The organism is Blastococcus sp. HT6-4 (assembly GCF_039679125.1).
Taxonomy (GTDB): domain Bacteria; phylum Actinomycetota; class Actinomycetes; order Mycobacteriales; family Geodermatophilaceae; genus Blastococcus; species Blastococcus montanus.
On the sequence record NZ_CP155551.1, the window covers coordinates 981,263 to 1,004,028 of the forward strand.

At 72.5% G+C, this 22,766-nt stretch carries 21 protein-coding genes, 1 tRNA gene and 1 pseudogene; 9 read left to right on the forward strand and 14 right to left on the reverse strand.

What is annotated here, in order from left to right; all coding sequences use genetic code 11:
* Positions 1-75: 75 nt before the first annotated feature.
* The 3 genes from ABDB74_RS04780 to ABDB74_RS04790 form a co-directional block, all read right to left on the reverse strand.
* Positions 76-1,077, reverse strand: coding sequence for an inorganic phosphate transporter (locus ABDB74_RS04780; protein ID WP_346622159.1), 1,002 nt, complete (start codon positions 1,075-1,077; stop codon positions 76-78).
* 6 nt (positions 1,078-1,083) lie between these two features.
* Positions 1,084-1,701, reverse strand: coding sequence for a DUF47 family protein (locus tag ABDB74_RS04785; RefSeq protein WP_346622161.1), 618 nt, complete (start codon positions 1,699-1,701; stop codon positions 1,084-1,086).
* A 105-nt stretch (positions 1,702-1,806) separates the two neighbouring features.
* A complete protein-coding gene (locus tag ABDB74_RS04790) occupies positions 1,807-2,370 on the reverse strand; it encodes a sigma-70 family RNA polymerase sigma factor (RefSeq protein ID WP_346622162.1) in 564 nt (187 codons plus the stop codon).
* 70 nt (positions 2,371-2,440) lie between these two features.
* Between ABDB74_RS04790 and ABDB74_RS04795 the strand changes: the two genes are divergently transcribed.
* From ABDB74_RS04795 to ABDB74_RS04815, 5 genes are read left to right on the forward strand one after another with little or no spacing between them, the layout of a single operon-like run.
* Positions 2,441-3,085: a zf-HC2 domain-containing protein gene (locus ABDB74_RS04795; RefSeq protein WP_346622163.1), complete on the forward strand. Its 645-nt coding sequence runs from the start codon at positions 2,441-2,443 to the stop codon at positions 3,083-3,085.
* Complete coding sequence (locus ABDB74_RS04800; RefSeq protein ID WP_346622165.1) at positions 3,082-4,863, forward strand: copper resistance protein CopC; 1,782 nt, start codon at positions 3,082-3,084, stop codon at positions 4,861-4,863. The genes ABDB74_RS04795 and ABDB74_RS04800 overlap by 4 nt, the downstream gene beginning before the upstream one ends.
* Positions 4,864-4,918: 55 nt before the next feature.
* Positions 4,919-5,650 carry a YcnI family protein gene (locus ABDB74_RS04805; protein ID WP_346622166.1) on the forward strand — a complete coding sequence of 244 codons (732 nt, stop codon included), beginning with the start codon at positions 4,919-4,921 and terminating at the stop codon, positions 5,648-5,650.
* Positions 5,650-6,315 carry an SCO family protein gene (locus tag ABDB74_RS04810; RefSeq protein ID WP_346623856.1) on the forward strand — a complete coding sequence of 222 codons (666 nt, stop codon included), beginning with the start codon at positions 5,650-5,652 and terminating at the stop codon, positions 6,313-6,315. Before ABDB74_RS04805 ends, ABDB74_RS04810 begins: the two co-directional genes overlap by 1 nt.
* Entirely contained in the window at positions 6,312-7,388 is a 1,077-nt protein-coding gene (locus ABDB74_RS04815; protein ID WP_346622168.1) for a hypothetical protein, read from the forward strand. Before ABDB74_RS04810 ends, ABDB74_RS04815 begins: the two co-directional genes overlap by 4 nt.
* A 19-nt stretch (positions 7,389-7,407) precedes the next feature.
* Here ABDB74_RS04815 and ABDB74_RS04820 read toward each other — a convergent pair whose 3' ends face one another.
* From ABDB74_RS04820 to ABDB74_RS04835, 4 genes are read right to left on the reverse strand one after another with little or no spacing between them, the layout of a single operon-like run.
* A complete protein-coding gene (locus ABDB74_RS04820) occupies positions 7,408-8,223 on the reverse strand; it encodes a phosphocholine cytidylyltransferase family protein (RefSeq protein ID WP_346622170.1) in 816 nt (271 codons plus the stop codon).
* Entirely contained in the window at positions 8,210-9,343 is a 1,134-nt protein-coding gene (locus tag ABDB74_RS04825) for a CDP-glycerol glycerophosphotransferase family protein (protein WP_346622172.1), read from the reverse strand. Before ABDB74_RS04825 ends, ABDB74_RS04820 begins: the two co-directional genes overlap by 14 nt.
* Positions 9,340-10,122 (reverse strand): HAD family phosphatase, encoded by a 783-nt coding sequence (locus ABDB74_RS04830; RefSeq protein WP_346622174.1) that lies wholly within the window; start codon positions 10,120-10,122, stop codon positions 9,340-9,342. Before ABDB74_RS04830 ends, ABDB74_RS04825 begins: the two co-directional genes overlap by 4 nt.
* A 44-nt stretch (positions 10,123-10,166) precedes the next feature.
* Complete coding sequence (locus ABDB74_RS04835) at positions 10,167-11,765, reverse strand: mannitol dehydrogenase family protein (protein ID WP_346622176.1); 1,599 nt, start codon at positions 11,763-11,765, stop codon at positions 10,167-10,169.
* A 429-nt stretch (positions 11,766-12,194) separates the two neighbouring features.
* Here ABDB74_RS04835 and ABDB74_RS04840 point away from each other — a divergent pair, with 429 nt between their 5' ends.
* Entirely contained in the window at positions 12,195-12,992 is a 798-nt protein-coding gene (locus ABDB74_RS04840; RefSeq protein ID WP_346622177.1) for a M23 family metallopeptidase, read from the forward strand.
* 615 nt (positions 12,993-13,607) lie between these two features.
* Positions 13,608-13,680, forward strand: a tRNA-Ala gene (locus ABDB74_RS04845).
* A 146-nt stretch (positions 13,681-13,826) separates the two neighbouring features.
* On the opposite strand, the pseudogene ABDB74_RS20650 reads toward ABDB74_RS04845, so the two are convergent.
* Positions 13,827-14,057 (reverse strand): annotated as a pseudogene (locus ABDB74_RS20650) (tyrosine-type recombinase/integrase); the annotation flags it as partial.
* 467 nt (positions 14,058-14,524) lie between these two features.
* Between ABDB74_RS20650 and ABDB74_RS04850 the strand changes: the two are divergent.
* On the forward strand, positions 14,525-14,845 hold the full coding sequence (locus ABDB74_RS04850) for a hypothetical protein (RefSeq protein WP_346622179.1): 321 nt from the start codon (positions 14,525-14,527) through the stop codon (positions 14,843-14,845).
* A gap of 157 nt (positions 14,846-15,002) precedes the next feature.
* On the opposite strand, the gene ABDB74_RS04855 is transcribed toward ABDB74_RS04850, so the two are convergent.
* A complete protein-coding gene (locus tag ABDB74_RS04855) occupies positions 15,003-16,490 on the reverse strand; it encodes a mannitol dehydrogenase family protein (protein WP_346622181.1) in 1,488 nt (495 codons plus the stop codon).
* 116 nt (positions 16,491-16,606) lie between these two features.
* Complete coding sequence (locus ABDB74_RS04860; protein WP_346622182.1) at positions 16,607-17,620, reverse strand: aldo/keto reductase family protein; 1,014 nt, start codon at positions 17,618-17,620, stop codon at positions 16,607-16,609.
* A gap of 155 nt (positions 17,621-17,775) precedes the next feature.
* Here ABDB74_RS04860 and ABDB74_RS04865 point away from each other — a divergent pair, with 155 nt between their 5' ends.
* The gene (locus ABDB74_RS04865) at positions 17,776-19,080 is read left to right on the forward strand and encodes a glycosyltransferase family 4 protein (RefSeq protein ID WP_346622184.1); all 1,305 of its coding nucleotides are present in this window, start codon (positions 17,776-17,778) and stop codon (positions 19,078-19,080) included.
* A 267-nt stretch (positions 19,081-19,347) separates the two neighbouring features.
* Here ABDB74_RS04865 and ABDB74_RS04870 read toward each other — a convergent pair whose 3' ends face one another.
* From ABDB74_RS04870 to ABDB74_RS04885, 4 genes are all read right to left on the reverse strand, one after another.
* Positions 19,348-20,454, reverse strand: a complete 1,107-nt coding sequence (locus ABDB74_RS04870) for a zinc-binding dehydrogenase (protein WP_346622185.1) — start codon at positions 20,452-20,454, stop codon at positions 19,348-19,350.
* On the reverse strand, positions 20,447-21,436 hold the full coding sequence (locus ABDB74_RS04875; protein ID WP_346622187.1) for a Gfo/Idh/MocA family oxidoreductase: 990 nt from the start codon (positions 21,434-21,436) through the stop codon (positions 20,447-20,449). Before ABDB74_RS04875 ends, ABDB74_RS04870 begins: the two co-directional genes overlap by 8 nt.
* A gap of 110 nt (positions 21,437-21,546) precedes the next feature.
* Positions 21,547-21,735, reverse strand: a complete 189-nt coding sequence (locus ABDB74_RS04880) for an SIP domain-containing protein (RefSeq protein WP_346622189.1) — start codon at positions 21,733-21,735, stop codon at positions 21,547-21,549.
* Positions 21,736-21,814: 79 nt separating this feature from the next.
* Entirely contained in the window at positions 21,815-22,759 is a 945-nt protein-coding gene (locus tag ABDB74_RS04885; RefSeq protein ID WP_346622190.1) for a helix-turn-helix transcriptional regulator, read from the reverse strand.
* Positions 22,760-22,766: the final 7 nt, after the last annotated feature.

A 22,766-nucleotide genomic window follows, 5' to 3' on the forward strand; every position in this document is an offset into this window, starting at 1 on the left:
GGACGGCGTGTCGTCCCGGACGGACCGGTCCCCGTCGTGGGGCGGACGGGCGCCGCTGCGGCCGAACCCCGGGGATCAGCCGACGAGGAGGTCGGTGACGACGTAGACCAGTGCGGCCACCGCGGCGGCGGCGGGCAGCGTGACGACCCAGGCGGCGACGATGTTGCCGGCCACGCCCCACCGGACGGCCGACAGCCGGCGGGTGGAGCCGACGCCCATGATCGACGTCGTGATGATGTGGGTGGTGGAGATCGGCACCGCGAAGACCGTCGCCGTCGTCACCATGACGCTGGAGGCCACGGTCTGGGCGGCGAACCCGCCGGCCGGGGTGAGCTGGATGATCCGGCGGCCCATCGTCCGCATGATGCGGAACCCGCCGGCATAGGTGCCCGCACTGATCGCGGCGGCGGCCGCGAGCACCACCCAGAACGGCACCTCGAACGTGTCGATCTCGCCGGCGGTGAACAGCGCGAGGGTGATGATGCCCATTGTCTTCTGGGCGTCCTGCATGCCGTGGCCCAGCGCCATGGTCGAGGCGCTGACGATCTGTGCGTACCGGAAGCCGCGGTTGGCCCTCGACACGTGCGCCCGGCGGAAGGTCCACAGGATCGCCACCATGAACAGGTAACCCAGGCCGAAGCCGACCAGCGGCGAGACGATCATCGGCACGATCACGTTGGTGAGCACGCCGACCCACTGCACCGCGTGCGCGGCGGCCAGGGCCGCGCCCACCAGGCCGCCGATCAGGGCGTGCGAGGAGGACGACGGCAGGCCGTACCACCAGGTGATCATGTTCCAGGTGATGGCGCCGATGAGCGCCGCGAAGACGATCTCGAGCCCCTGGCCGTTCGCGGGGGGCTCGATGATGCCGGCACCGACCGTCTCGGCGACCTCGGTGGAGAGCAGGGCACCGACGAGGTTCATCACCGCGGCCAGCGTCAGCGCGGCCCGGGCGGTGAGGGCCTTGGTCGAGACGGCGACGGCGATGGCGTTGGCCGCGTCGTGGAAGCCGTTGGTGTAGTCGAACGCCAGCGCCACCAGGATGATGACCACCAGCGCCAGGAAGGCCGCATCCATGCGCGGTCAGGACTCCTTGACGGCGATCGTCTCGACGACGTTGGCCACGTGCTCGAACGCGTCGGCCGCCCCCTCGAGCTGGTCGGCGACCTCCTTGAGCTTGAGGACCTCGAGTGCGTCGTACTCGCCGCTGTAGAGCCGCGACAGCAGCCGGCGGTAGAGCTTGTCGGCCTCGTTCTCCAGGCGGTTGACCTCGATCCAGTAGTCGGAGAGGTCCTGCAGCGTCCTCAGCCGCGGCATCGCCTCGGCGGTCGTCTCCGCGCACCGCTGCAGCAGCGACACCTGCTGGCTCATCTCGGCCGGCAGGGTGCCCAGGCCGGTGAGGATGACCAGGTCGGCGGCGGCCTCGACGAAGTCCATGACGTCGTCCATCTCGCTGGCGAACCGGTAGATGTCCTCGCGGTCGAACGGGGTCACGAAGCTGGTGTTGAGCGCCCGGAAGATCGCGTGGGTGGACCGGTCGCCGGCGTGCTCCAGGTCGCGCAGCTGGACCGCCAGCTCCGCCCGGCGCGCGTGGTCGTGGACGAACTCACCCAGGACCTCCGTCGCCGTCACCAGGTTCTGCGCCGAGGCGGTGAACAGCGGGTAGAAGCTCGAGTCCTTGGGCGTCAGGCTGAAGGGCACGCGGGGGCTCCGTCTCGGGGTGGGGACGGCCGCGGCCGCCGGAGGGGCGCGCGGGCCGTCGGGCAGCATAGGTGGCTGCGCGATCACTCCGCGTTCACCTCGCGGTCACCTGTGCGCGGAGTCGCCCTCCGCCGTGTCCCCGTTCACCCGGGCGAGGGAGGCGACCAGGTCGGCCCGGGCCCGGGCGACCCGGGAGCGGATGGTGCCCACCGGGCAGTCGGCCACCTCGGCGGCCTCGGTGTAGGAGAGCCCGAGGAGCTGGGTGAGCACGAACGCCTCCCGTCGATCCGGCGCCAGCCGGCCGAGCAGGTCGGTGACGGCGGCGCCGTCGCCCACGGCCTCCCCGGCCGTCGCGGGCGCCAGGAGCTCCAGGTCGGCGGCCTCGCGGACGAGGGTCAGCCGGCGGCGCCGCCGGGAGCGCAGGGCGTCGGCGCACACCCGCCGCGCGATGGCCAGCAACCAGGTGCGCACCGAGGAGCGGCCCTCGAAGCGGTGCAGCGAGCCGAACGCCCGCAGGTAGGTCTCCTGGGTGAGGTCGTCGGCGGCGTCACGGTCGCCCAGCGCGGCGCACAGGCGCCAGACGTCGGACTGCGTCTCGCGCACGAGGGTGGCCGCGGCCAGCGGATCGCCGTCGGCGGCGTCCGCGGCGATGCGGGCCAGGTCGTCCATGTCCTCGGAGGTGATCGGCGTTACTTCCCTGGTCGGGAACCGGACGACGTCCGGGTGCGACTAATGAACCATGCCGTGCCTGACCTACCGCGAGGCGCTGTCCGCGCGCCTCGACGGCGAGCCGCTGGGGATGCCCGCCCGCGAGCTCGACGAGCACCTCTCCGCCTGCCCGCGCTGCGCCGCCTGGGCCGCGGCGGCCGAGCAGGTGACCCGCCGCGCGCGGCTGGCACCGGCGCCGCCGGTGCCCGATCTCACCGCCTCCGTCCTGGCGGCGCTGCCCCGGGAGCTGCCCGGGGCGCGCACGGCCGCGCGCGCCCGCATCGCCGGCACCGCGCTGCGCCTGGTGCTGCTCGCGGTGGGCGTCGCCCAGGCGGCGCTGGCCGGGCCGGTGCTCGTCTCCGGCGCGGGCTCGATGAGCGCGCCGGTCCACCTGGCCCACGAGACCGCCGCCTGGAACCTGGCGGTCGCCGCGGCGTTCCTCGCCGTGGCGGCGGCGCCCCGGCTCGCGAGTGGGGCGCTGCCGTTCCTCGGCTCCTTCGTGGCCCTCCTCCTCCCGGTGACGCTCGCCGACCTCGACGCCGGGCACGTGCACGCCGACCGCGCCGCGGGGCACCTGCTGCTCCTCGCCGGTGTCCTGCTGGTGGCGACGACGGCCTGGCGGGGACGCCGGCGCGGTCTGCCGGCGGCCGTCGCCGACCGGTCCGTGACCGCGTGAGGCGGACCGGAGCCCTGCTCGCCCTGCTGCTCACGGCATGGCTGGGCGCCGGGGTGCTGACGGCCGGCCCGGCCGCGGCGCACGCCACGCTCGTCGCCACCGAGCCGGGGGAGGGCGCCCGGCTGGAGGCCGTCCCCGACGAGGTGACGCTCCGGTTCAGCGAGGCCGTCTCCCTGGGAGCCGGGTACGCGCGGGTGCTGGGGGCCGGCCAGGAACGGGTGGACGCCGGCTCGGCCTCCGTCGACGGGGAGGTCCTGACCATCCCGCTGCGCAGCGGACTGCCCGACGGCGGCTACCTCGTCACCTACCGGGTCATCTCGGCCGACTCCCACCCCGTCTCGGGCGCGTTCTCCTTCGTGGTGGGCGACGGCGAGCTGCCGGCCGCCGACGGCGGTGAGCTCGACGGCACCGATCCGGTGGTCGGGATCCTCCTGCCGGCGTTCCGCTGGCTCGGCTTCGCGGGATCGTCCCTGGCGATCGGTGTCCCGGTGCTGGCGGCGGTCTGCTGGCCCGGCGGCTGGGCGTCCCCGCGGCTGCGGCGGCTCGCCGTCACGGCGACGATCGCGGTGGCCGTGGCAGCGCTGGCCACCTTCCTCCTCCAGGGGCCGTACGCCGCCGGCACCGGGCTGGGCGCGCTCGCCGATCCGGCCCTGCTCGTCGCGACCGCGGGTTCGGGCGCCGGCTGGGCGGCGCTGGCGCGCGCGGTCCTGGCGGTGGCCCTCCTCGTGGTGCTGCGCCCCGTCTGGCGGCAGGGTGGGCCGCCCGGGCGCGGCCGGCTCGCCGTGGCCGGTGGCCTGGCCGCGGGGCTGGTGCTGGCTACCGCGGCCGTGGGGCACCCGGTGGCCGGGCCGTGGCCGGGGCTGGCGGTGCTCGTCGCGGCGGTGCACGTGGCCGCGATGGCCGTCTGGCTCGGCGGCCTGGCCGGGATGCTGCTCGTGGCGCTGCGACCGGGCACGGCGCCCGGCGCGGGCGTCGCCGCCCTCCCCGCGTTCTCCCGCCTGGCCTTCGCGGCGGTGGTCGCGCTGGTGGTGTCGGGCATCGTGCAGTCGGTGCGGGAGGTCGGCTCCCCGACGGCGCTGGTCGAGACCACCTACGGCCGGCTGCTCGTGGCCAAGCTCCTGGTCGTGGTGGTGCTGCTCGCCGCCGCCGGGGTCTCCCGGGTCTGGGTGCAGCAGCGCCTGGGCGTCCGCCGGCCCCGCCGGCACCGGACGATCCCCGTGCACGCCTTCTCCGCGACGGCCCCGGTCGAGCGCGCCGAGCCCGCGCCCGAGGAGCTCGCGGCCGCGGCGGAGCGGGACCGCGCCCAGGCGGAGGGCGCCGCCGCGCACCTCCCGTCGCTGCGCCGGACGCTGGTGGTGGAGGGCGTACTGGCCGCCGTCGTCCTGGCGCTGACGGCCGTCCTCGTCGCCACCCCGCCGGCCCGCACAGCGCTGGCCCGCCCGGTGGACGTCGTCCTGCCGTTGCAGGGCAGTGCGGGGACCGCGCCGGGGAGCGTGCAGGTCTCGGTGGATCCGGCGCGGCCCGGCGAGAACGCGCTGCACGTGTACCTCTTCGACGAGTCCGGACGGCTCACCCAGCCGGCCGAGATCCGCGTGACGCTCACCGAGCGCAGCCAGCAGATCGGCCCCCTCGACGTCGACCTGGAGCCCGCCGGGCCCGGCCACTACGTCGGTGACGGCCTCACCATCCCCGGCGCCGGCACCTGGACGCTCACCGTCGGCGTCCGGCTCGACGAGTTCACCGCCCTGACCGCGGCCACCGACTTCCCGGTGCGCTGACCTCCCCGACGGTGCAGTCACCCGACTGTCCGTGCCCCAGATGAACAGGAGTTCCGTGTCCCTGCCCCGCCCGTTCGCCCGGGTCGCCGTCCTGCTGCTGGCCACCCTGACCGCTCTCGCGGCGGCCGTGGCCGTCGCTACGGTCGCCTCGGCCCACGTCACCGTCTCCTCCGCTGACGCCGCTCCCGGGGGCTACGGGAAGCTCACCTTCCGCGTGCCGAACGAGAGCGACACCGCCAGCACCGTCGGCCTGCGCATCCAGATCCCTGAAGAGGCCGCGATGGGCTCCCTGCGGGCGCAGCCGGTGCCCGGGTGGACGGTGACGACCACGACCAGCGAGCTGGCCGAGCCCGTCGAGGTCCACGGCCGGGAGATCAGCTCCTACGTCTCGGTCGTGGAGTACCGCGCCGCCGACGGTGCCGGCATCGCACCCGGCCAGTTCCAGGAGTTCGCCCTGGCCGGCGGCCCGTTCCCCGACGCCGAGGAGCTCAGCTTCCCGGCGGTGCAGAGTTACAGCGACGGTAACGAGGCGGCGTGGATCGAGCCGACGGTCGCCGGCCAGGAGGAGCCCGAGCGGCCCGCGCCGGTCCTGACGCTCACGTCGGCCGACGCCGGCGCGGAGACCGGCGCCGCGACGGGGGGCCAGGCCGACGAGGCGCACGACGCCGCCGGGCACTCCGCCGACCCCGGTGCCCTGGCGCTGTTCTTCGCCGTCCTCGCGCTGCTCACCGCGCTCGCCGGTGTCGTCCTCGGCGTCCGCGCCAACCGACGTACCGTGTCCTCGTGATGTCCGCCGTCCGCCGTCGCCCCCGCCGGTGCGTACCGGCACTGCTCCTCTCCACGGGCCTGCTCCTGGCCGGCTGCGGGGGCTCGGCGGACGGCGCCGCCGAGGAGCACGACCACTCCGCCGGCGCACCCGCGGTCGTCGAGGCCCCGGAGGACCGGTACGCCGGTCTGGACCTCAACGAGGCCTACCGCCGGCCGTCGTTCACCCTCACCGACACCACCGGTGCGCCGTACGACTTCAAGGCCGCCACGTCGGGTCGGCCGACCCTGCTGTTCTTCGGCTACACCAACTGCCCGGACGTGTGCCCGACGACGATGGCCGATGTCGCGGTGGCCCTGCGCGGGCTGGAGCCGGAGCTCGCCGAGCAGGTCCAGGTGGTGTTCGTGACCACCGATCCGGCCACCGACACCCCCGAGGTCCTGGGGGAGTACCTCGACCGGTTCGACGCCGACCTGCCCACGCCGTTCATCGGACTGACCGGCGACCAGGAGACCATCGACCAGGCGCAGCTGTCGGCCGGGGTCCCGCTGGCCGAGGACGAGGGGCGGCTGCACTCCACGCTGCTGCTGCTGTTCGGGGCCGACGACGAGGCGCAGGTGGCCTTCGACGCGGAGAACACCGCCGGTGACATCGCCGATGACCTGCGCCTGGTGACGGGCGCGTGAGCCGTGGGCTCGGGCGGCTGCTGACCGTCCTGGCCGGCGTGCTGGCGCTCCTGGCCCTGGCCGGCCCCGCCTCGGCCCACGTCGGGGGAGAGGCGGCCGCGAGCGACTTCGACGGCCGGGTGGTCGCGGTGACCCCGGAGCTGCCCGGGGTGACGGTGCGGGTGCTGCAGTTCGGCGACGAGCTGGAGCTGGTCAACACCTCGGACACCGAGGTGCTGGTGCCCGGCTACTCCGGCGAGCCGTACCTGCGCATCGGGCCCGACGGCGTCTGGCGCAACACCCACGCCCCGGCCACCTACATCAACCTGGACCGCTACGGGCGGACGGCGCTGCCCGCCCACGCGGACCCGGACGCCGCGCCGGAGTGGGAGCAGGTCTCCACCCGGCCGGAGTACGTCTGGCACGACCACCGCACCCACTGGATGAGCGAGGGCGTCCTGCCGCGGCAGGTCGCCGCCGACCCCACCCGGGAGCACGTCGTCTCCGAATGGGTCGTCCCGGTGCGGCACGGGGCGACCGAGGGCGAGATCGCCGGGGTGCTCACCTGGAGCCCGCCGCCGTCGGCGTGGCTGATGTGGCCCGTCGTCGCGGGTCTGCTGTCGCTCACCGTCGCCGCCGGGCTGCTGGCCCGCACGCCCCGGCCGCTGGGGGCGGTGCTCGCCGTGGGCGCCGCTGCGGCGCTGTGGCATGCGGTGGCCACCCCGGCGCCCCCGGTCACGGCCGGTTCGCACGCGGGGGCGATCGTGTCGGCTCTCCTGCCGGGCCTGGCGACGCTCCTGTGTGCCGGCGTGGGGGTCCGGGCCGCGCTGCGTGGCCGCGGCGCGATGACCGGCCTGCTGGCCGTGGTGACCGGCTGGCTGCTGCTCGTGCAGGGCCTGCCCGACGTCGACGTGCTCTGGTCGGCCAACGTCGCCTCCGCCGGGCCGGAGATCCTGGCGCGTGCCGCGGTGACGGTGCTGGCGACCCTCGGCGCCGGGCTGGTGATCGGTGGCATCGCCGCCGTCCGCCGGTTCCGGGAGGCCGACGCCGAGCCCACGGGAGCCGACGCAGGCCACCGCGTTCCGGTGGCCTGACGGCGGCTCCCGCGAGAGGTCAGCCTGCCTCGGCGACGATGGTCGGCGGTTCCCCGCCAAGGAGACTGTTGGCCCGCTGCAGGTCACCTTCGAAGTCGACCTCGACCGCGGCGTAGGCGGAGATGTCCACCGGGCGGACCCGGAGGCCGCGCTCGGCGATGGCCGTCTCGATGCCCCGCTCGAAGTAGTCCTCGTGCGAACAGGCGTCCAGGTGCTCGATGAGCGTGGCCTTGTCGGCGGAGGAGACGTAGTTGATCCCCACCGCCTCACCGAGCCCGCCGCGGACGATCTTGGACAGCTCGTGGATGCACCCGTCGTCGTCGAGGGTGTACTTGACCTCCTCCTCCGCGACGGTGCTGGTGTCGACGCAGACGAAGCTCTGGTCGGCCGTGATGTAGGGGAGCGCCACCTCGAGCACGGCCGGGTCGAAGACGACGTCACCGTTGAGCCAGAGCACGCCGCCCTCGCGCGTGCTGCGCAGCCCCCGCAGCAGGCTCTTCGACGTGTTGGTGATCGCGAAATCGGGGTTGTAGGCGAACAGCAGGTCGGGCGCGGCCTTCATGATCCGCTTGCTGCGGTAGCCCACTACCGCAGTCACGCACACGTCGGCGCCCAGGACGGCGCGTAGGCCGTCGAGCTGGCGCTGCAGGATGCTGCGTCCGTCGTCGAGCCGGGTCAGCGGCTTGGGATCCTGCCGGCCCAGCCGGGTGCCCATGCCCGCGGCCAGGATCACGACCTGCACCGATGGTGCCTGCACCCGTCGGGACGTCGTGCGGGCCGACAGGGGGGAGCCACCCCGACGGACGGGGTTGAGGACGTGGTCACCGGTCCGCACGGACATCATCTCCTTCAGTGGTCGTGCTGGTGGTCTGCCCGGACGCGGTCGCGGACGGGACGATCAGGTCGAGGACGCGCTGGGTGGCGTGGCCGTCCTCGAGGTGGCAGAAGGTCTCCCGGAAGCGGGCGTAGCGCTCGGCGTGCTCCGCGGTGACCGTGTCGATGTCGGCGATCGCCGAGATCAACTCGTCGCTGGTCGCGACGAGGGGACCGGGCGCGACCTCGGCGAGGTCGAAGTAGAAGCCTCGCAGCTTGTCGCGGTAGCGGTCCAGGTCGTAGGTGTAGAAGAGCTGCGGCTTGCCCGTGACGGCGAAGTCGAACATGGTTGACGAGTAGTCGGTGACCATCATGTCGGCGGCCAGGTAGAGGTCGGCGATGTCGGGGTGGTTGCACACGTCCCGGACGGCCGAGCCGTCGGTGATCTCCAGCCGGCTCATGACCATGTTGTGCAGCCGCAGCAGCAGCACGTGGTCCGCGCCCAGCCGGGCGCCGAACTCGTCGAGATCGATCGGGAACTCGAAATCCCGCTCGCCGCTGCCCTCGAAGACCAGATCGTCGCGCCAGGTCGGGGTGTAAAGCACCACCGTCTGGTCCGCGCCGATGCCGAGGTCCGACCGCACCTGCGCGCGGACCTCGTCACGGCGGGGGCTGCTCAGCGGGTCGTTGCGTGGATAGCCGGTCTCGTGGATCGGACCCGTGTAGCTGAACGCCTTGCGCAGCCGCTCGGTGGTCACCGAGTTGGGCGAGAGCAGCAGGTCCCAGCGGGCGATGTCCTGGTCCAGGTAGGCCAGCCGACCCTCGGGCGCCCAGAGCACGTCGTTGTGGATCCGCTTGAGCATCGTGCCGTGCCACGTCTGCAGGTAGGTGGTCCCGGACCGCTTCTCCCAGTCCAGTGGGATGTGGTCGTTGGAGATGACCAGGTCGGCCCCCTCCAGCGCCGCGATCGACTCCGGGCTGCCGAATGTGAGCGTGCGGACGTCCGGCGGGAAACCGGCCTGCGTGTGCGGCGCCGACAGCCAGGTGTGGGTGGCGTCGAGGCCCTGCGCCAGCAGGGCCTCGTAGATCGCCCGCGGGTTGTCGGAGAAGTGCCCGCGGAAAGCGGCGTAGACGATGTTCACCGGGCGGCTCCCGTCAGGGCGTCGTCGGAGTCCGGCCGACCGGCCGGCACGGGGAGCAGGAGGTCGGCCAGTTCCTGCCAGGACTCGATGACGGCGATCGCGCCGGCCGCCAGCAGGGCCTCGGCACGCACCGTGCGCTCCTCGGGCAGGACGAACAGCAGGTTGCCGATGGTCGGGCAGCCGGCGCCGACGGCCGACCGCACACCCGCGACGGCGTCCTCGATGGCAAGACCCTGCTCGGGCGCGATGCCCAACGCGGCGCAGGCGTGCCGGTAGACGGCCGGGTCGGGCTTGCTCGTGGGTGTGGGCAGCGAGTCCTCGGCGCTGTAGCGGCGCGTGGCCGGGATCAGCTCGTCGAGCCCGGTGGCGGTGAAGCAGGCGGCCAGCCGGGACAGCGCGCTGGAGCTCACCGCGGCCAGCTTCAGGCGGGCCGCCAGCGCGGCGAGCGCGGCGAGCGTCGGCTCGTGCGGGCGCAGGGTACGGCCCAGGTGCTCGGTGACGGCTCGCCGCTCCTCGGCAACCCATGGCTCGACGTCGACGTCGGTGACGCCCGCCTCGGCCGCGAGAGCCAGGGCGGTGGACCGGAAGTTCATGCCGGTCGCGGCGGCCCGCAGCTCGTCGGCCGTGTACCTCCGGTGGATGCCGACGGAGGCGAGGAACGCGTTGGTGACCTCCGCGGAGGCCTCGAACGCGGGCTCCTCCGAGGGGAAGAGGTTGCCGTCGGCGTCGCAGAGCAGGTACTGCACCCGCTCGATGAGCGTCGGCGGAACGGTCGGCACCGGGTGAGCTCCCTTCGTAGACGTGGTGGAGGGGGGCGTGGCGGTCACCGCGTCGGCGCCACGGGGCCGAGCGTGCGAGCCGCCACGGTGGCGCGGACGCCATCGTGATCGAGTGCGGCCAGCGTCTCCTGCAACTCGGCGACGAAGGCCGGGTGTCGGCCGAGGTCGCCGAACAGGGCGGTCTCGGCCAGCAGCGGGCGCGGGTCGGTGCCGCCGGCGCGGGCAAGCCGCTGCAGACGGTCGGCCAGCGCATCCTCGACGACCACCGGGCGGCCGGCCTCGTCGGTGCCACGCAGGTACCGGAACCAGCCGGCGACGGCGAGGGTCAGCAGGCCGTGCGGCCGGCCCTCCTCCAGCGCCTGGCGCAGCGACGGCAGCAGGTGGTGCGGCATCTTGGTGGAGCCCCGGCGGCACAGGCGGGGCAGCCCGTCGGCGATCGCCGGGTTGGCGAACCGCTGCAGCAGGGTGCGCTTGTACTCGGCCAGGTCGATGCCGTCCGGGGGCGGCAGCAGTGGGGTGACCTCGGCGTCCATGAGCCGGGCGACGTAACCGGCGAAGACCGGGTCGGCCATCACGTGGTCCAGGCTCGTGTGCCCGGCCAACGAGCCCAGGTAGCCGAGCGCGCAGTGGCTGGCGTTGAGCAGTCTGGTCTTCATCAGCTCGTAGCTGCCGACGTCGGGCACGAATCGCACGCCCACCGCGTCCAGCGGGGGCCGCCCGTGGGAGAACGTGTCCTCGATCACCCACTGCGAGAACGGCTCGGTGATGACCGGCCACCGGTCGTCCACGCCGTAGCGCTGCGCGACCGCGGCCCGCTCCTCGGGTGAGGTGTGCGGGGTGATCCGGTCCACCATGCTGCTCGGGAAGGCCACCCGGTCGGCGATCCACTGTGCGAGCACCTCGTCGCGCAGCCCGGCGAAGCCGACGATCGCGGCCCGGGCGGTGTCACCGTTGCGGTGCATGTTGTCGCAGGAGACGACGGAGAAGGGTGGCATCCCGGCCCGCCGGCGGCGGTCGAGCGCTTCCACGATGAAACCGAACACGGTGCTGGGTCGGGAGGGTTCGTGCACGTCCTGACGGATCTCGGCGTCGTCGGCGTCGAACAGACCGGTGCGCGGATCGATGCGATAGCCGCTGTCGGTGATGGTCAGCGACACCATGCGCGTGCGCTCGTCGGTGAGCAGGTCGAGGACGGCGGTCGGGTCGTCGGGCGCGAAGTGGTAGCCGACCATGACGCCGACAACCCGGGCGCGCTCGCCGTCGGGGCTGCGCTCGACGACCGTGTACAGGTGGTCCTGCGGTGCGAGGGCGTCCTTCATCGTGCGGCTGTGCAGGCCGACGCCCACCACGCCCCAGTCGTCGCTGATCCGGCGCTCTGCGAGCTCGTCGAAATAGAGCAGCTGGTGCGCGCGGTGGAATCCGCCGACGCTGAAGTGGACGACGGCCGGGGTGAGGGCCGAACGGTCGTACGTGGGCACGCTCAGCTGCGCACCGTGCAGGCACAGCGTCTCGTCGGTGAGCGGATGGATCCGCGCGGCCGCCGCTACGTTCTGGGTCACCGTCTGGGTCGGCGTCGCGCTCGGCCGGACGGTCGCGTCGCTCGCGGTGGCCGCCCGCAGGGGCAGGAGCTCGGCCTGTGACATCGCGTCCCTCCTTCTCTGTCCTGAGCGCGGCGGCACCGACCGGGACCGTTCCGGGTCCCCGGAGGTCGGCAGTACACGGGTGTGACCGGGTGTCGCGCAACAAGGTCCGGCGCCGCATCGCGGACGCGGAGGCACCGGACCGGCGCGGAGTGTTTCACGCCGGAGGGTGGGAATGCCCGGCACGGCCGGGCTCAAACGCCCTGCGACCTCCGCTGGTGCGTGTCCATGATCACCGATGCTGCCGGGGCTGGTGCACCGGGTCGAGTCCCACCGATGTCAGTAACTTCTGTGACTGGCGTGGTCGGTGATGTGTTCCACTCGGCGTGTCTCGAGGGACGCGCCGAACGCCCGGTCACGGACGAGTCACGCAGTGTTTCGATTGGTCCGGCCCCGACCGGCCGGAGCCACGGACGCGAGACGGACAGGTGCATGGACGCAGGGATCGGCCCGGAGGCCCGCACGGAACTCCTCGGTGCGGTGGGCCCTCGTCCCGGCCGGTCCCGGTCCCGGCGGGCCGGGCACCGCCCGTCGCGGGCCCATGTGCGCCGTAGCCCGGCCCTGCTGCTCGCGGCGGTCATCCTCGGCGGCGTGGCCGCCGCCGGTGTCAGCCTGCACAGCGCGCCGGTCGCCGCTGCGGACGCGACGACGGTGCTGGCGGCCCAGGACGTGCTCCTCACCGAGGAGGAGGGCGTCGAGATGCTGCCGCAGGCGTCGATCTCCGTCGCGGAGGCGCAGGCCCGCCTGCAGGAGGTGGCCGCGTCGCGCGCGGCCCGCGCCGAGCGGGAGGCCGCTGCGGCGGCCGCGGCCGCCGCAGCTGCCGAGGCTGCCCGCCCGAAGGCCGTGCTGCCTGTCGCCGGCGCCCGCCTCACCAGCGGCTTCGGCAGCCGGTGGGGCACGTTCCACTACGGCATCGACCTCGCCGCGCCCATGCGCACGCCGGAGTACGCCGCGATGGACGGGGTGGTGCTGCGGGCCGGGGCGGCCAGCGGCTTCGGCCTGGTGGTCTACCTCCTCCACGAGAACGGCGACGTCACCGTCTACGGCCACATGGACAAGATCCTGGTGACGCCGGGGCAGTACGTGGAGGCGGGGGAGACGATCGCCCTGCTCGGCAACCGCGGGCAGTCCACCGGCCCGCACCTGCACTTCGAGGTGCACCAGGGTGGGCTCGACGGCAAGCGGGTCGACCCGATCCCGTGGCTGAGGGCGCGCGGCGTCAAGATCTGACGCCGCGCGCCGGGATGATCCCGGTTGCACCGCCCCGGGCAGGACGCCGCCCGTCGGCTGCTGCGTGCGCGCGACGCCATGGGTCGCCGTTACGCCGAACCGCTCGACGTGCCGACGCTCGCGCGGATCGCGCTGGTCTCCGAGGTACCTTCATCCGCACCTTCCGCGCCACCTTCGGCGAGACGCCGACGCGGTACCTCTAGCGGCGCCGGGTCGAGCGGGCCATGTTCCCTGCTTCGCACTGGGGATCGCAGCGAGACCGACATCCGCATGGCCGTCGGGTCTGCGGGCCTGGGCGCCTTCAGCCGGGTCTTCCGCGACATCGTGGGGGAGTCGCCGAGTGCCTACCGGCGGTCAAGCTGTTCTTCGCCTGCGACGACGCCGCCGCCACCCACGCCGAGCCGGAGGCCACGGGGTGGACCCCACCGAGGACCCGACCGGACAGTCGTACGGCACCGACTTCGGCCTGCACGACCCGTTCGGCAACCACGTCCGCGTCGCCCAGCTAGAGGAGGCCTGATCCCCCGGCTCGCCACCCCACCCCCCTCCGCTGGTCGGTTCGTCTCGGGTTGTACAGTTGCCCCCGGCTCGGACACACCAGACCGGGCCGGGTTCGGGGCTGTGGCGCAGCTGGTAGCGCACCACACTGGCAGTGTGGGGGTCAGGGGTTCGAGTCCCCTCAGCTCCACCCTTCGGACCAGGGCTTTCATCAGAAGGCCCTGGTCCGATCTCGTTTCTGGTTGCGGTTGCCTGCCCTTGCCTGTCAGGCAGCATCGCGCCCATGGGGTCGACAGCCTCACGGGCGAGGGCTGGCATGACGGGGCTGTAGATGTCCATGGTTGTGCGCATCTGGCTGTGGCCGAGCAGCTCCATGACGACCCTCGGGTGCACGTTCTCGCTCAGCAGGAGAGTGGCGGCGGTGTGCCGGCGGTCGTGCAGCCGGCCACTCGGAGTCGGCGAGCATCTGCTCGCCGAGCTGCGCGGCCTTGGGCTCGTGCAGCGCGGCGGCCGGCGACAGGGGCAGTGCCAGCGTGCGGTGGCTGTGGCGGGTCTTGGACTCCTCATAGACGAGCCCGCGGCCGCGGACGCGGTGGATGCTGCGCCGCACGGTGAGGGCGCCGGTGAGCAGGTCGACGTCCTTCCACTGCAGCGTGAGCGCCTCGGATTGGCGCAGACCGAGTGATCGCGACGGTCCACCGGGCGGAGCTGCGGACGCCGGCGGTCGCAGCGAGGACGGCGCGGGCCTCGTCCAGGTTCAGTGCGATGGCGATGTCGCTCTGCCGTTGGGCGGGCTGTCCATGCACCGCGAGCCGCGCCGCCGGATCGACGTCGACTGGCTCAGGACACAGACCGCGAAGATCCCATACAGTTCTGTGGACTCCGGTGACCTGGTTCGTCAGATGCGCGACGACGATCGGTACTGATGCTCTACCTGGACACCAGCCTGCTCGTTGCGTTTATCACCACGGAGGAGCGGCCGGGTCGTGCGCACGACTGGCTCGCGGGAGTCGACGACGACCTCGTGACCTCGGGTGGACCAGGGTCGGGGTGGCGTCCGCGCTGTCGATCAAGCAGCGCCAGAAGTTCTCGACGCCGGCGGGCGGGCGGAGGCCCAGTACGCCTTCGCGGTAATCGCCGACCAAGGGCTCGACCTCCTGTCGGTCGAGACTCTCGACTTCCGACGAGCCGCCGACTACGTCCGGCCGCCCGGGCGCAACCTGCGCGGCGCCGACGCGGTGCACATCGCGGTCGCTGGCCGGCTCGGTGTCACCGTGCACTCGCTCGACGATGCTCAGGTGGAGGCCGCCCGAGAGCTCGGCGTGGACGCCGTTGTGACGGTGCCGAAGGAGTAGTCGTTGGTCGTGCGGATGATCGAGGCGGCGACTGAGGACGCTGGGCGGCACGGTCATCGTCGGCGCCGGGGGCCCTTCTCCGGACCGGTGCGGCAGGGCCGGCTCGCCGCCGGGTCAAGCCGTGAAGACCTCGCCCAGCGGGCCGGCGTGCGGCTGCTCAGCCTGCGCCGGCGGGCGCATCGACGAGAGTGGCGAGGGTGGCCCGTGCGCCGCGTGCACGAAGGACCGCGAGGGCCTGTCGGTAGGGCGCCACGAAGCGCTCGTCGTCCACCAGGTCACCGAAAATGCTGCGGTCAGCGATGAAGGTGAGTGGGTCTTCGTCGAGTCGGCCGGCGTTGGCGCGGACGCGGTCGGCCTGCCGGTCGACGAGAGTGATGGGACGCGCGTGATCATCCCATCCCTCGGCGAACCGGGCCCAGCTGGCGACGACGGCCGCGGCCCGGTGTACCTCGCCGCCCGTGGCGAGGTTGTCGCGGATCACCGGCAGCACGTACTTGGGGATCAACGCCGAGGTCTGGCTGCACAGCCGGGTTACCGTGTCCGCGACGGCGGCGCTGGTCAAGCGGCCCAGCAGGGTCCGCTTGTAGTGCTCGAGGTTCACGCCAGGTACGTCGGGGAGGGTGGGGGTGACCTCCCGGTCCATATAGTCCTGCAAGAACCGGGACCACAGCGGATCCCGGCAGGCGTCGTGCACGAAACGGTATCCGGCCAGGTGTGCGAAGTAGGCCAGCGCCTGGTGGCTGCCGTTGAGCAACCGCAGCTTCATGAGCTCATGAGGCGCGACGTCCTCGACCAGCTGGACCCCGGCGTCCTCCCACGCCGGGCGGCCGGTGGGGAACATGTCCTCGATCACCCACTGGGCGAAGGGCTCGCACACCACCGGCCACGCATCGGCGATGCCGAACTGATCGCGCACCCATGCCACGTCGTCGGGTGTGATGAGGGGCGTGATCCGGTCCACCATGCTGTTGGGGAAGGACACCTCGCGTTGCACCCAGGCACCCAGCTCCGGGTCTCGCAGGGTGGCGAAGCCGGTGAACGCCCGCCGGGCGACGTCGCCGTTTTTCTGCAGGTTGTCGCAGGAGAGGACGGTGAACGGCGCGAGTCCGCGGTGCCGGCGGCGAGCGAGGGCCTCGGTGACCAGACCGAAGGTGGTGCGGAGAACTGCGTCGGGGCGCAGGTCGGCCCGGATGTCGGGGCTGCTGTCGTCGAAGGCGCCGGTCACCGGGTCGGAGTTGTAGCCGCGTTCCGTGATCGTCAGGGACACGATCCGGGTCTCGGGGTTCGTCATCTTCTCGACCACGGCCTCGGGGTCGTCGGGCGCCAACAGATACTCGACGAGGGAACCGACGACTCGCGGTTCGAGCGACCCGTCCGGGTGCTTCACCACGAGGGTGTACAGCCCGTCCTGAGCGCTCAAGACCTCCTGCATGCGCCGATCCGAGGGCAGAACGCCAACTCCGCAGATGCCCCAGTCGAGGGCCTTGCCGGCGTTCATTAGCCGGTCCGCGTACATGGCTTGGTGCGCGCGGTGAAATCCACCGACGCCGATGTGCACCATGCCGGTGCGCACCCGGCGCCGGTCGTAGGACGGAATCGCGACTGTCGGCGTCAAAAACCCGAGCGTGCTGGCGTTGAGGGGCATCGAAGTGAGCCCAGGACCGTGGGACACGCATCTACCCTAACGTCAGGTGAGAGTGGCCGTCGTGCCCCCTCACCGGAGCTGTCGGCGGGCAGGGCCCGCCGGCTCCGTCGCGATCGTCAGGCCGCCGCGTCCCTAGCCGCCTTGTCCGCGGGCAGGAAGACGGTCTTGGGGTCACGTTCGACGACGTCGCCGAGCACCTCGTCGACGCGGGTCATGACGTCGGCATCGAGTCGGATCCCGGCCGCCTTGACGTTGTCGTGGACCTGCTGGGGCCGGCTGGCGCCGATGATCGCCGCGGCGACGTTCGGGTTCTGCAACACCCAGGCCAGCGCCAGCTGCGCCATTGTCAGGCCGAGATCATCGGCGATGGGACGCAGCCGCTGCACGCGGACGAGGACGTCGTCGGCGAGGAACCCCTCCACCTGGAAGCCGACTCCGGTGTGGCTGGCCCGGCTGCCCTCCGGCGGCTGCTCTCCGGGCCGGTACTTGCCGGTGAGCACTCCTTGCGCCAGCGGTGACCAGACGATCTGGGACAACCCCTCTTCCTGGCAGGTCGGGACGACGTCGGCCTCGATGACTCGCCACAGCATCGAGTACTGCGGCTGGTTGCTGACCAGTTGCACCCTCAGCTCTCGGGCCAGGGAGGCCGCGGCGGCGATTTGATCGGCCTGCCACTCCGAGACGCCGAGGTAGAGCACCTTGCCGGCCCGGACGAGGTCGGCGAAGGCGGTCATCGTCTCCTCCAACGGGACCGTGGGGTCGTATCGGTGCGCCTGGTACAGGTCGATGTAGTCGGTGTCGAGTCGCCGGAGTGACGCGTGGCAGCTCTCGATGACGTGCTTGCGGGACAACCCACGGTCGTTGGGGCCGGGCCCCGTCGGCCAGTACACCTTCGTGGCGATCTCCAGACCTTCACGGCGCTGGCCGGCAAGCGCGCGGCCGAGCACGGACTCGGCGGCCGTGCCGGCATACACGTCGGCCGTGTCGAACGTCGTGATCCCGACGTCGAGCGCCGCCTGCACGCAGGCCACAGCGGCGTCCTCCTCGACCTGGCTGCCGTGAGTCAGCCAGTTGCCGAAGGCGATCTGCGAGACATTCAGGCCCGACCGGCCCAGTCGACGAAACTCCACGCCGTCCGACCGTAGTCGCAGCTACGCAACCCGGCCCGCGGAGAGGGCGCTGACCACCCGCACGATCACCGGGCGGGTTCAGGGAGCGGATGCTATTGCGTGATCCATCTCTCCCGGCCATGGTGCGGCCAACGAGAGCAGAGAAGAGGTGGTCGATGGCGACCGCAACCGACGGGGCGCCTGACGGCCTCGACCCCTCGGCAGTGGGGAACTCGTCTCTCACATCCGGATACGCAGCGAGGGCTCGCCGGCGGCTGTCCATCTGCCTCTACACACCGTCGGTCGATCCCTCCGGCATGGGCGCGCACATGCTCGACCTGGCTGCAGAGTTCCGGTCGACGTCCGACGTCTCAGTGCTCTGCTGGGGGACAGCGAGCGGGCGCCGGGTCCTCGACCGTGCTGAGGCGCTGGGGGTCGTCACCTGTGCTCTTCCGCCTCCGCGAGACCCCGGGTTCGGTCAGGTCATCGTCGACTTCCTCACCGCCCACCCGGCGGACGTGTTCCACATCCACGTCGGCAGTGGGCGGGAGAACTTCGATGGCGCCCGGGCGGCGCGTCGAGCCGGCGTGCCGGCCGTCGTGCAGACCGAGCACCAGCCGTGGCTACTGAACCCGCGGAAGCGGGCCGCGTTCTTCCGCGCCATCACCGAAGTGGACCGGCTCATCGCCGTCTCCGAGGGCGTGCGGCTCACGCATGAGCGCATCGGCGTGCCGGCCGAGCGGCTGGTGACCGTCCCGAACGGCATCGTTCCCCGAGGGCCGTCTCCCGGCCGGGCGGCCGCGCGGGAAGCGTTGGGTCTGCGCCCCGACCACATGGTGGTCATGAACGTTGGCCGGCTGTTCGTGCAGAAGGGGCAGCGCAACCTGGTCGCCGCGATGCCCGACCTTGCGGCACAGTTCCCGGACCTGGCCGTGGTCATCGTCGGCGGCGGCTACCTGGCCGATGATCTGGCCCGCCAGGCGGCCGAGCTCGGCGTGGCCGACTTCCTCCACCTGCCGGGCCACCGGAACGATGCACGCATGCTCCTGGATGCCGCCGACGTGTTCGTCCTGCCATCCCGGCAGGAGGGCATGCCCCTGGCCGCGATTGAGGCAATGGACGCCGCGCTGCCCGTGGTCGCCACCGACGTCATCGGATCGGCAGAGGTGGTTACCTCCGGAGTCACGGGGACGCTCGTGCTGCCCGAGGACCCGCCCGCCCTCGCCAAGGCGGTGGCCGAGCTACTCGCCGACCCGGCCCTGCGACAGCGGTACGCGCTCGCCGGGCGCCGCCGGTACGTGGAACTGTTCACCGCGCGTCGGATGGCGCAGGACACCCTGCGCGTCTACGACGACGTCTTGACGTCGCGCCGAGCGCCGATCCGGAGTGTCTGCCATCGTGCCGAGGCGTCTGCCGAACCGTCCGCCCGGTCACTCGCTGTGCGCGGCGGAGAGGAACCCGCCTGCCTCACGCCAAAGTAGGAGACCACCTACCCAGGGGCCATGAAGGATCGATGTGCTCGAAACCGCCAACAGCCCCGCCCACGGACCGCTGCGCTGACTACGCCCCGTCCGCATGATGGCCCCGACCATCGTGGCCCACGGACTCAGGACCGGAGGCCGCTCAGATCACGGCGTTCGGCGTCTCGTTGCTCACCGGTTCTTGCTGCGGGGCCCGTCGCCCCTCGTCTCCTGCACGGCCCTCGTTCGTCGGCACGACGAGTGGCGCCCCCGGCAGGTTTCGGTAGGTCAGCCGGGCCCGAACTGCAGCACCGCCTGCAGCGGTGGGCTCGCCAGCCGCCGACCTGCCAGGTCGGCCAGAAAGTCGGGGCCGTCCTCGAAGGGGAGGACGTCGGTGACCAGCGATGTGCGGATCTGCTCGCCGCGGTCCCGTAGGAGGTCGAGGGTGGCCGCCGCCAGCGCTGTGCGCGTCCACGCCGCGGCCATGCCACGTGGCACCCGGCCAATCTGCGCGCAGACAAGTGCCAGGCCGTTGTGGTGGAATTCCTCGCCCAGCCGGACGGCCTCGGCGCCGGCTTGGTAGAAGCCCAAGTCCACCACGACGCCCTGCGGCCGCAGGGCTTTCAGCGCCGTGGCCAGGGCGATGTCGTGCCCGCGGCACTGCAGGACGACGTCGGCGCCGGCGTCCCCTGGACCGTGCCGCCAGCGGCGCTTCACCTCGAGCCAGCCACGGCCGTCGGCGTCGTCGACGGCGTCGAGACCCAGGGACTCTGTGACCGCGCGCCGCTCCCTGGACGGCTCGGCGACGGCCACCGCCGCCGCGCCGTGCCGGACGGCGAGCAGGGCGGTCAGAAGCCCGATGACGCCGGCACCTGTGATGAGAACGTGGCGGTCGCGCACGCCGGCGTCGAGTGAAGCGCCGGGCCCGGCAAGGGCCGCGGCAGCATGGAGCAGGCCGTTGACGCAGATCGGCCCCATCTGCGCGAGGTAGATCGCCAGCAGCGGGTCAAGGTCGTCGGGCACCGGGATCACCGTCGTGCCGGTGGGGTCGGCGCAGCGGCCGGTGCGGTGGCCGTAAGCCATGGCCACGCGAGATCCCACGGGGAGGGCGTCCGCGTAGCTCTCGGTCACCCGGCCGACCTCCATGTAGCCGAGGCTCCGCTTTGGGTAGCCGTCCGGGGCGCTGACCCCGAAAGACCGTAGGTCTGGGTTCCAGCCCAGCCGGTGGTGGGGGTCGGTGCCGCGGACGAGGGCGACCTCCGTACCGGCGCTGATCCCGGACCACTCGGTAGCCACCCACGCCTGCCCCGGTCCCGGCTCGGGCTCCATGTCGTCCAGCAGCACGGGCTGGCCGGGCCCCGCCACGCCGATGGAGCGCACGCGCCGCTCAGCCATCCACGTCGCCGTCCGTCAGCCGCACGGGAACGCCCTGACGGGCGGACCGGTCGGCGGCGCAGGCCAGGGCATGCGTGCGGAGTGCCTCCTCGTAAGGGACACGGACCTGCTGCACGCGGCCGAGCAGGACGTCGACGAACTCACGGTTCTCCGTGGCGATCGGATTCTGCTCGGATCGCAGGGTCTCCTCGCCGTCGGCAGTGATCACCCGAAGTTCGTGGTCGGTCAGCCCGCGCTCGGAGAGCTCAATGACGCGCCCGTCCGCCACCACCTGGAGGGCAACCCGATGCCGCCAGCCGAGCACGCGCGCCGAGGAGATGCTGCCCACCGCGCCCGAGACGAACTGCAACAGCGCGGCGGCCGCGGTAGGAACGCCCTCCGGCCCGTCCGGGGCGCTCCGCTCGACGGCCGCCACCGTCTCGACCTCCCCGGCGAACTGGCGAGCGAGGTCGAAGATGTGGGTGGTCTGCTCCACCACCTGGCCGCCGGAGTATGCCCGTTGCGACCACCACGGGACCGGTGGCGTCTTGTCCAGCCAGTAACCGGTGAGGAGTTGGGCGGGCTGTTCGGCGAGGAAGTCCGGGGCGCGGTGCACGAGGTCGAGGTGCCGCCAGTGGTAGCCCACCGCGGTCGTGAGCCCGGTCCCGTCCAGCCGGTCGCCGATCTTCTCCGCGGTCGGCAGATCCAGCGCGAGTGGCTTCTCGACGAAGAACGGCAGCCGGCGGTCGATCGCCGCGAGCTCGAGGGCCCCGTGTGCGAACGGTGGAACGCACAGCCAGACCGCGTCGAGATCCTCGGTCTCCAGCAACGTCAACCCGTCACCGTAGGGGCGTGCCCCGTACCGGGTGGCGGTTTCCTCGGCCCGCTCCGGTTGGGTATCAGCGACCGCCACGATCTCCACGTCCTGCAGGCCGGCGAGAGCCCGCAGGTGTTGGCCGGCGATGAAACCACTGCCCACGCAGGCCACCCGCAGCGGCGTCACGCCGGGCCCCCGCCGTCCACCGCGACCTCCTCGCTGCCGACCAGTCGCCGCGGTCCGGGCTTCCACGCCTCCCCGACGGTGCCTGCACTACGGAGCCTGTGACGTACAAGTTACCGGCTGAGTCCGTCCGTCGCGCGCTGTGTGCCCCGGACCCACGTGGTCGTGCGCCGGTCGACGCCGGCCTCCTGCACCAGGTGCCGGCGCAGGCCCTTGACCACGCCGGCCTGCCCGGCCAGCCAGGCGTACACGCCGGAGGACCCCCGCGGGGCGGTGTCGGCGGGCACCTCCCAGAGGATCATCGACGGGGCGGCCCGCCCACGAGGGTCATCGGGCTACTTCCTCGGTGCGCCATGAAGGGCGGATCGGCGAGCAGTTGCATCAACGCTGAGACGCTGCGCAACTGGGTCGTTCAGGCCCAGGTCGACGACGGGCATCGGCCCGCCACCCACCCCACGAGGGCTGACCTGCGTGGAGGTTGCTCGCCTCCGGCCCTACTTCGTCCGGGTCGCTCTGCATCTGGGCGAGGCGCTCGGCCGTTCCCGTACCGGGGACAGCGGTGTAGACGACCAGGTCAATGCCGGGGTCGTCTGTCAGGGACAGCCGGTGGTGAGCCAGATGGAGGTCGCCGACGACGGGATGGCGGAACTGTCGTTCTCGCGCGGAGAACTGCTCCACGCCGTGGCCGGCCCAGCCGGCGCGGAAGTCTGGGCTCGCCTGCCGCAGTCGCTCGACCAGCCTGGCCACAGGGGGCTGGTGGATACGCGGCCCGGTCTCGGCCCGGAACTGGGCCAGGAAGTGGCGGCTGTCCACGTCCCAGTGCGTGTGCAGGGACTGCACCTGCTGGTCGGTGAACACCAACCACAAGAGATTGCGGTCCTCGGGCGGCACGGCCGCGATACCGGGGTAGAACGCCTGGTAAGCGCTGTTCCAGCCGATGATGAACCACGTTGGCGTGATCGCGTAGGCGGGGCTGTCACCCAGCGCGTCGAGCAGCTGCTGCGCATGCGCCGGCAGCTGATCGACGTCGTCCTGTGGTCGGGGCGCCGACTGGCCGACGAGACGGAGGACGTAGCTGTGCTCCGCCTCCGTGAGCCGCAAGGTCTTGGCCAGCGCGTCCACAACCTGCCGCGATGGCGTGATGTCCCGAGCCTGCTCGAGCCAGGTGTACCAAGTGAGGCTCACGCCTGAGAGCAGGGAGACCTCCTCGCGCCGTAGTCCCGGCGTCCGCCGCCGTCCGTGATCCTCCAGCCCGACTGCCGCCGGGCTGACGTGGTGGCGCTTGGTGCGCAGGAAGTGCGCGAGTTCAGTGCGGGCCTCGTTCACGCGCCCG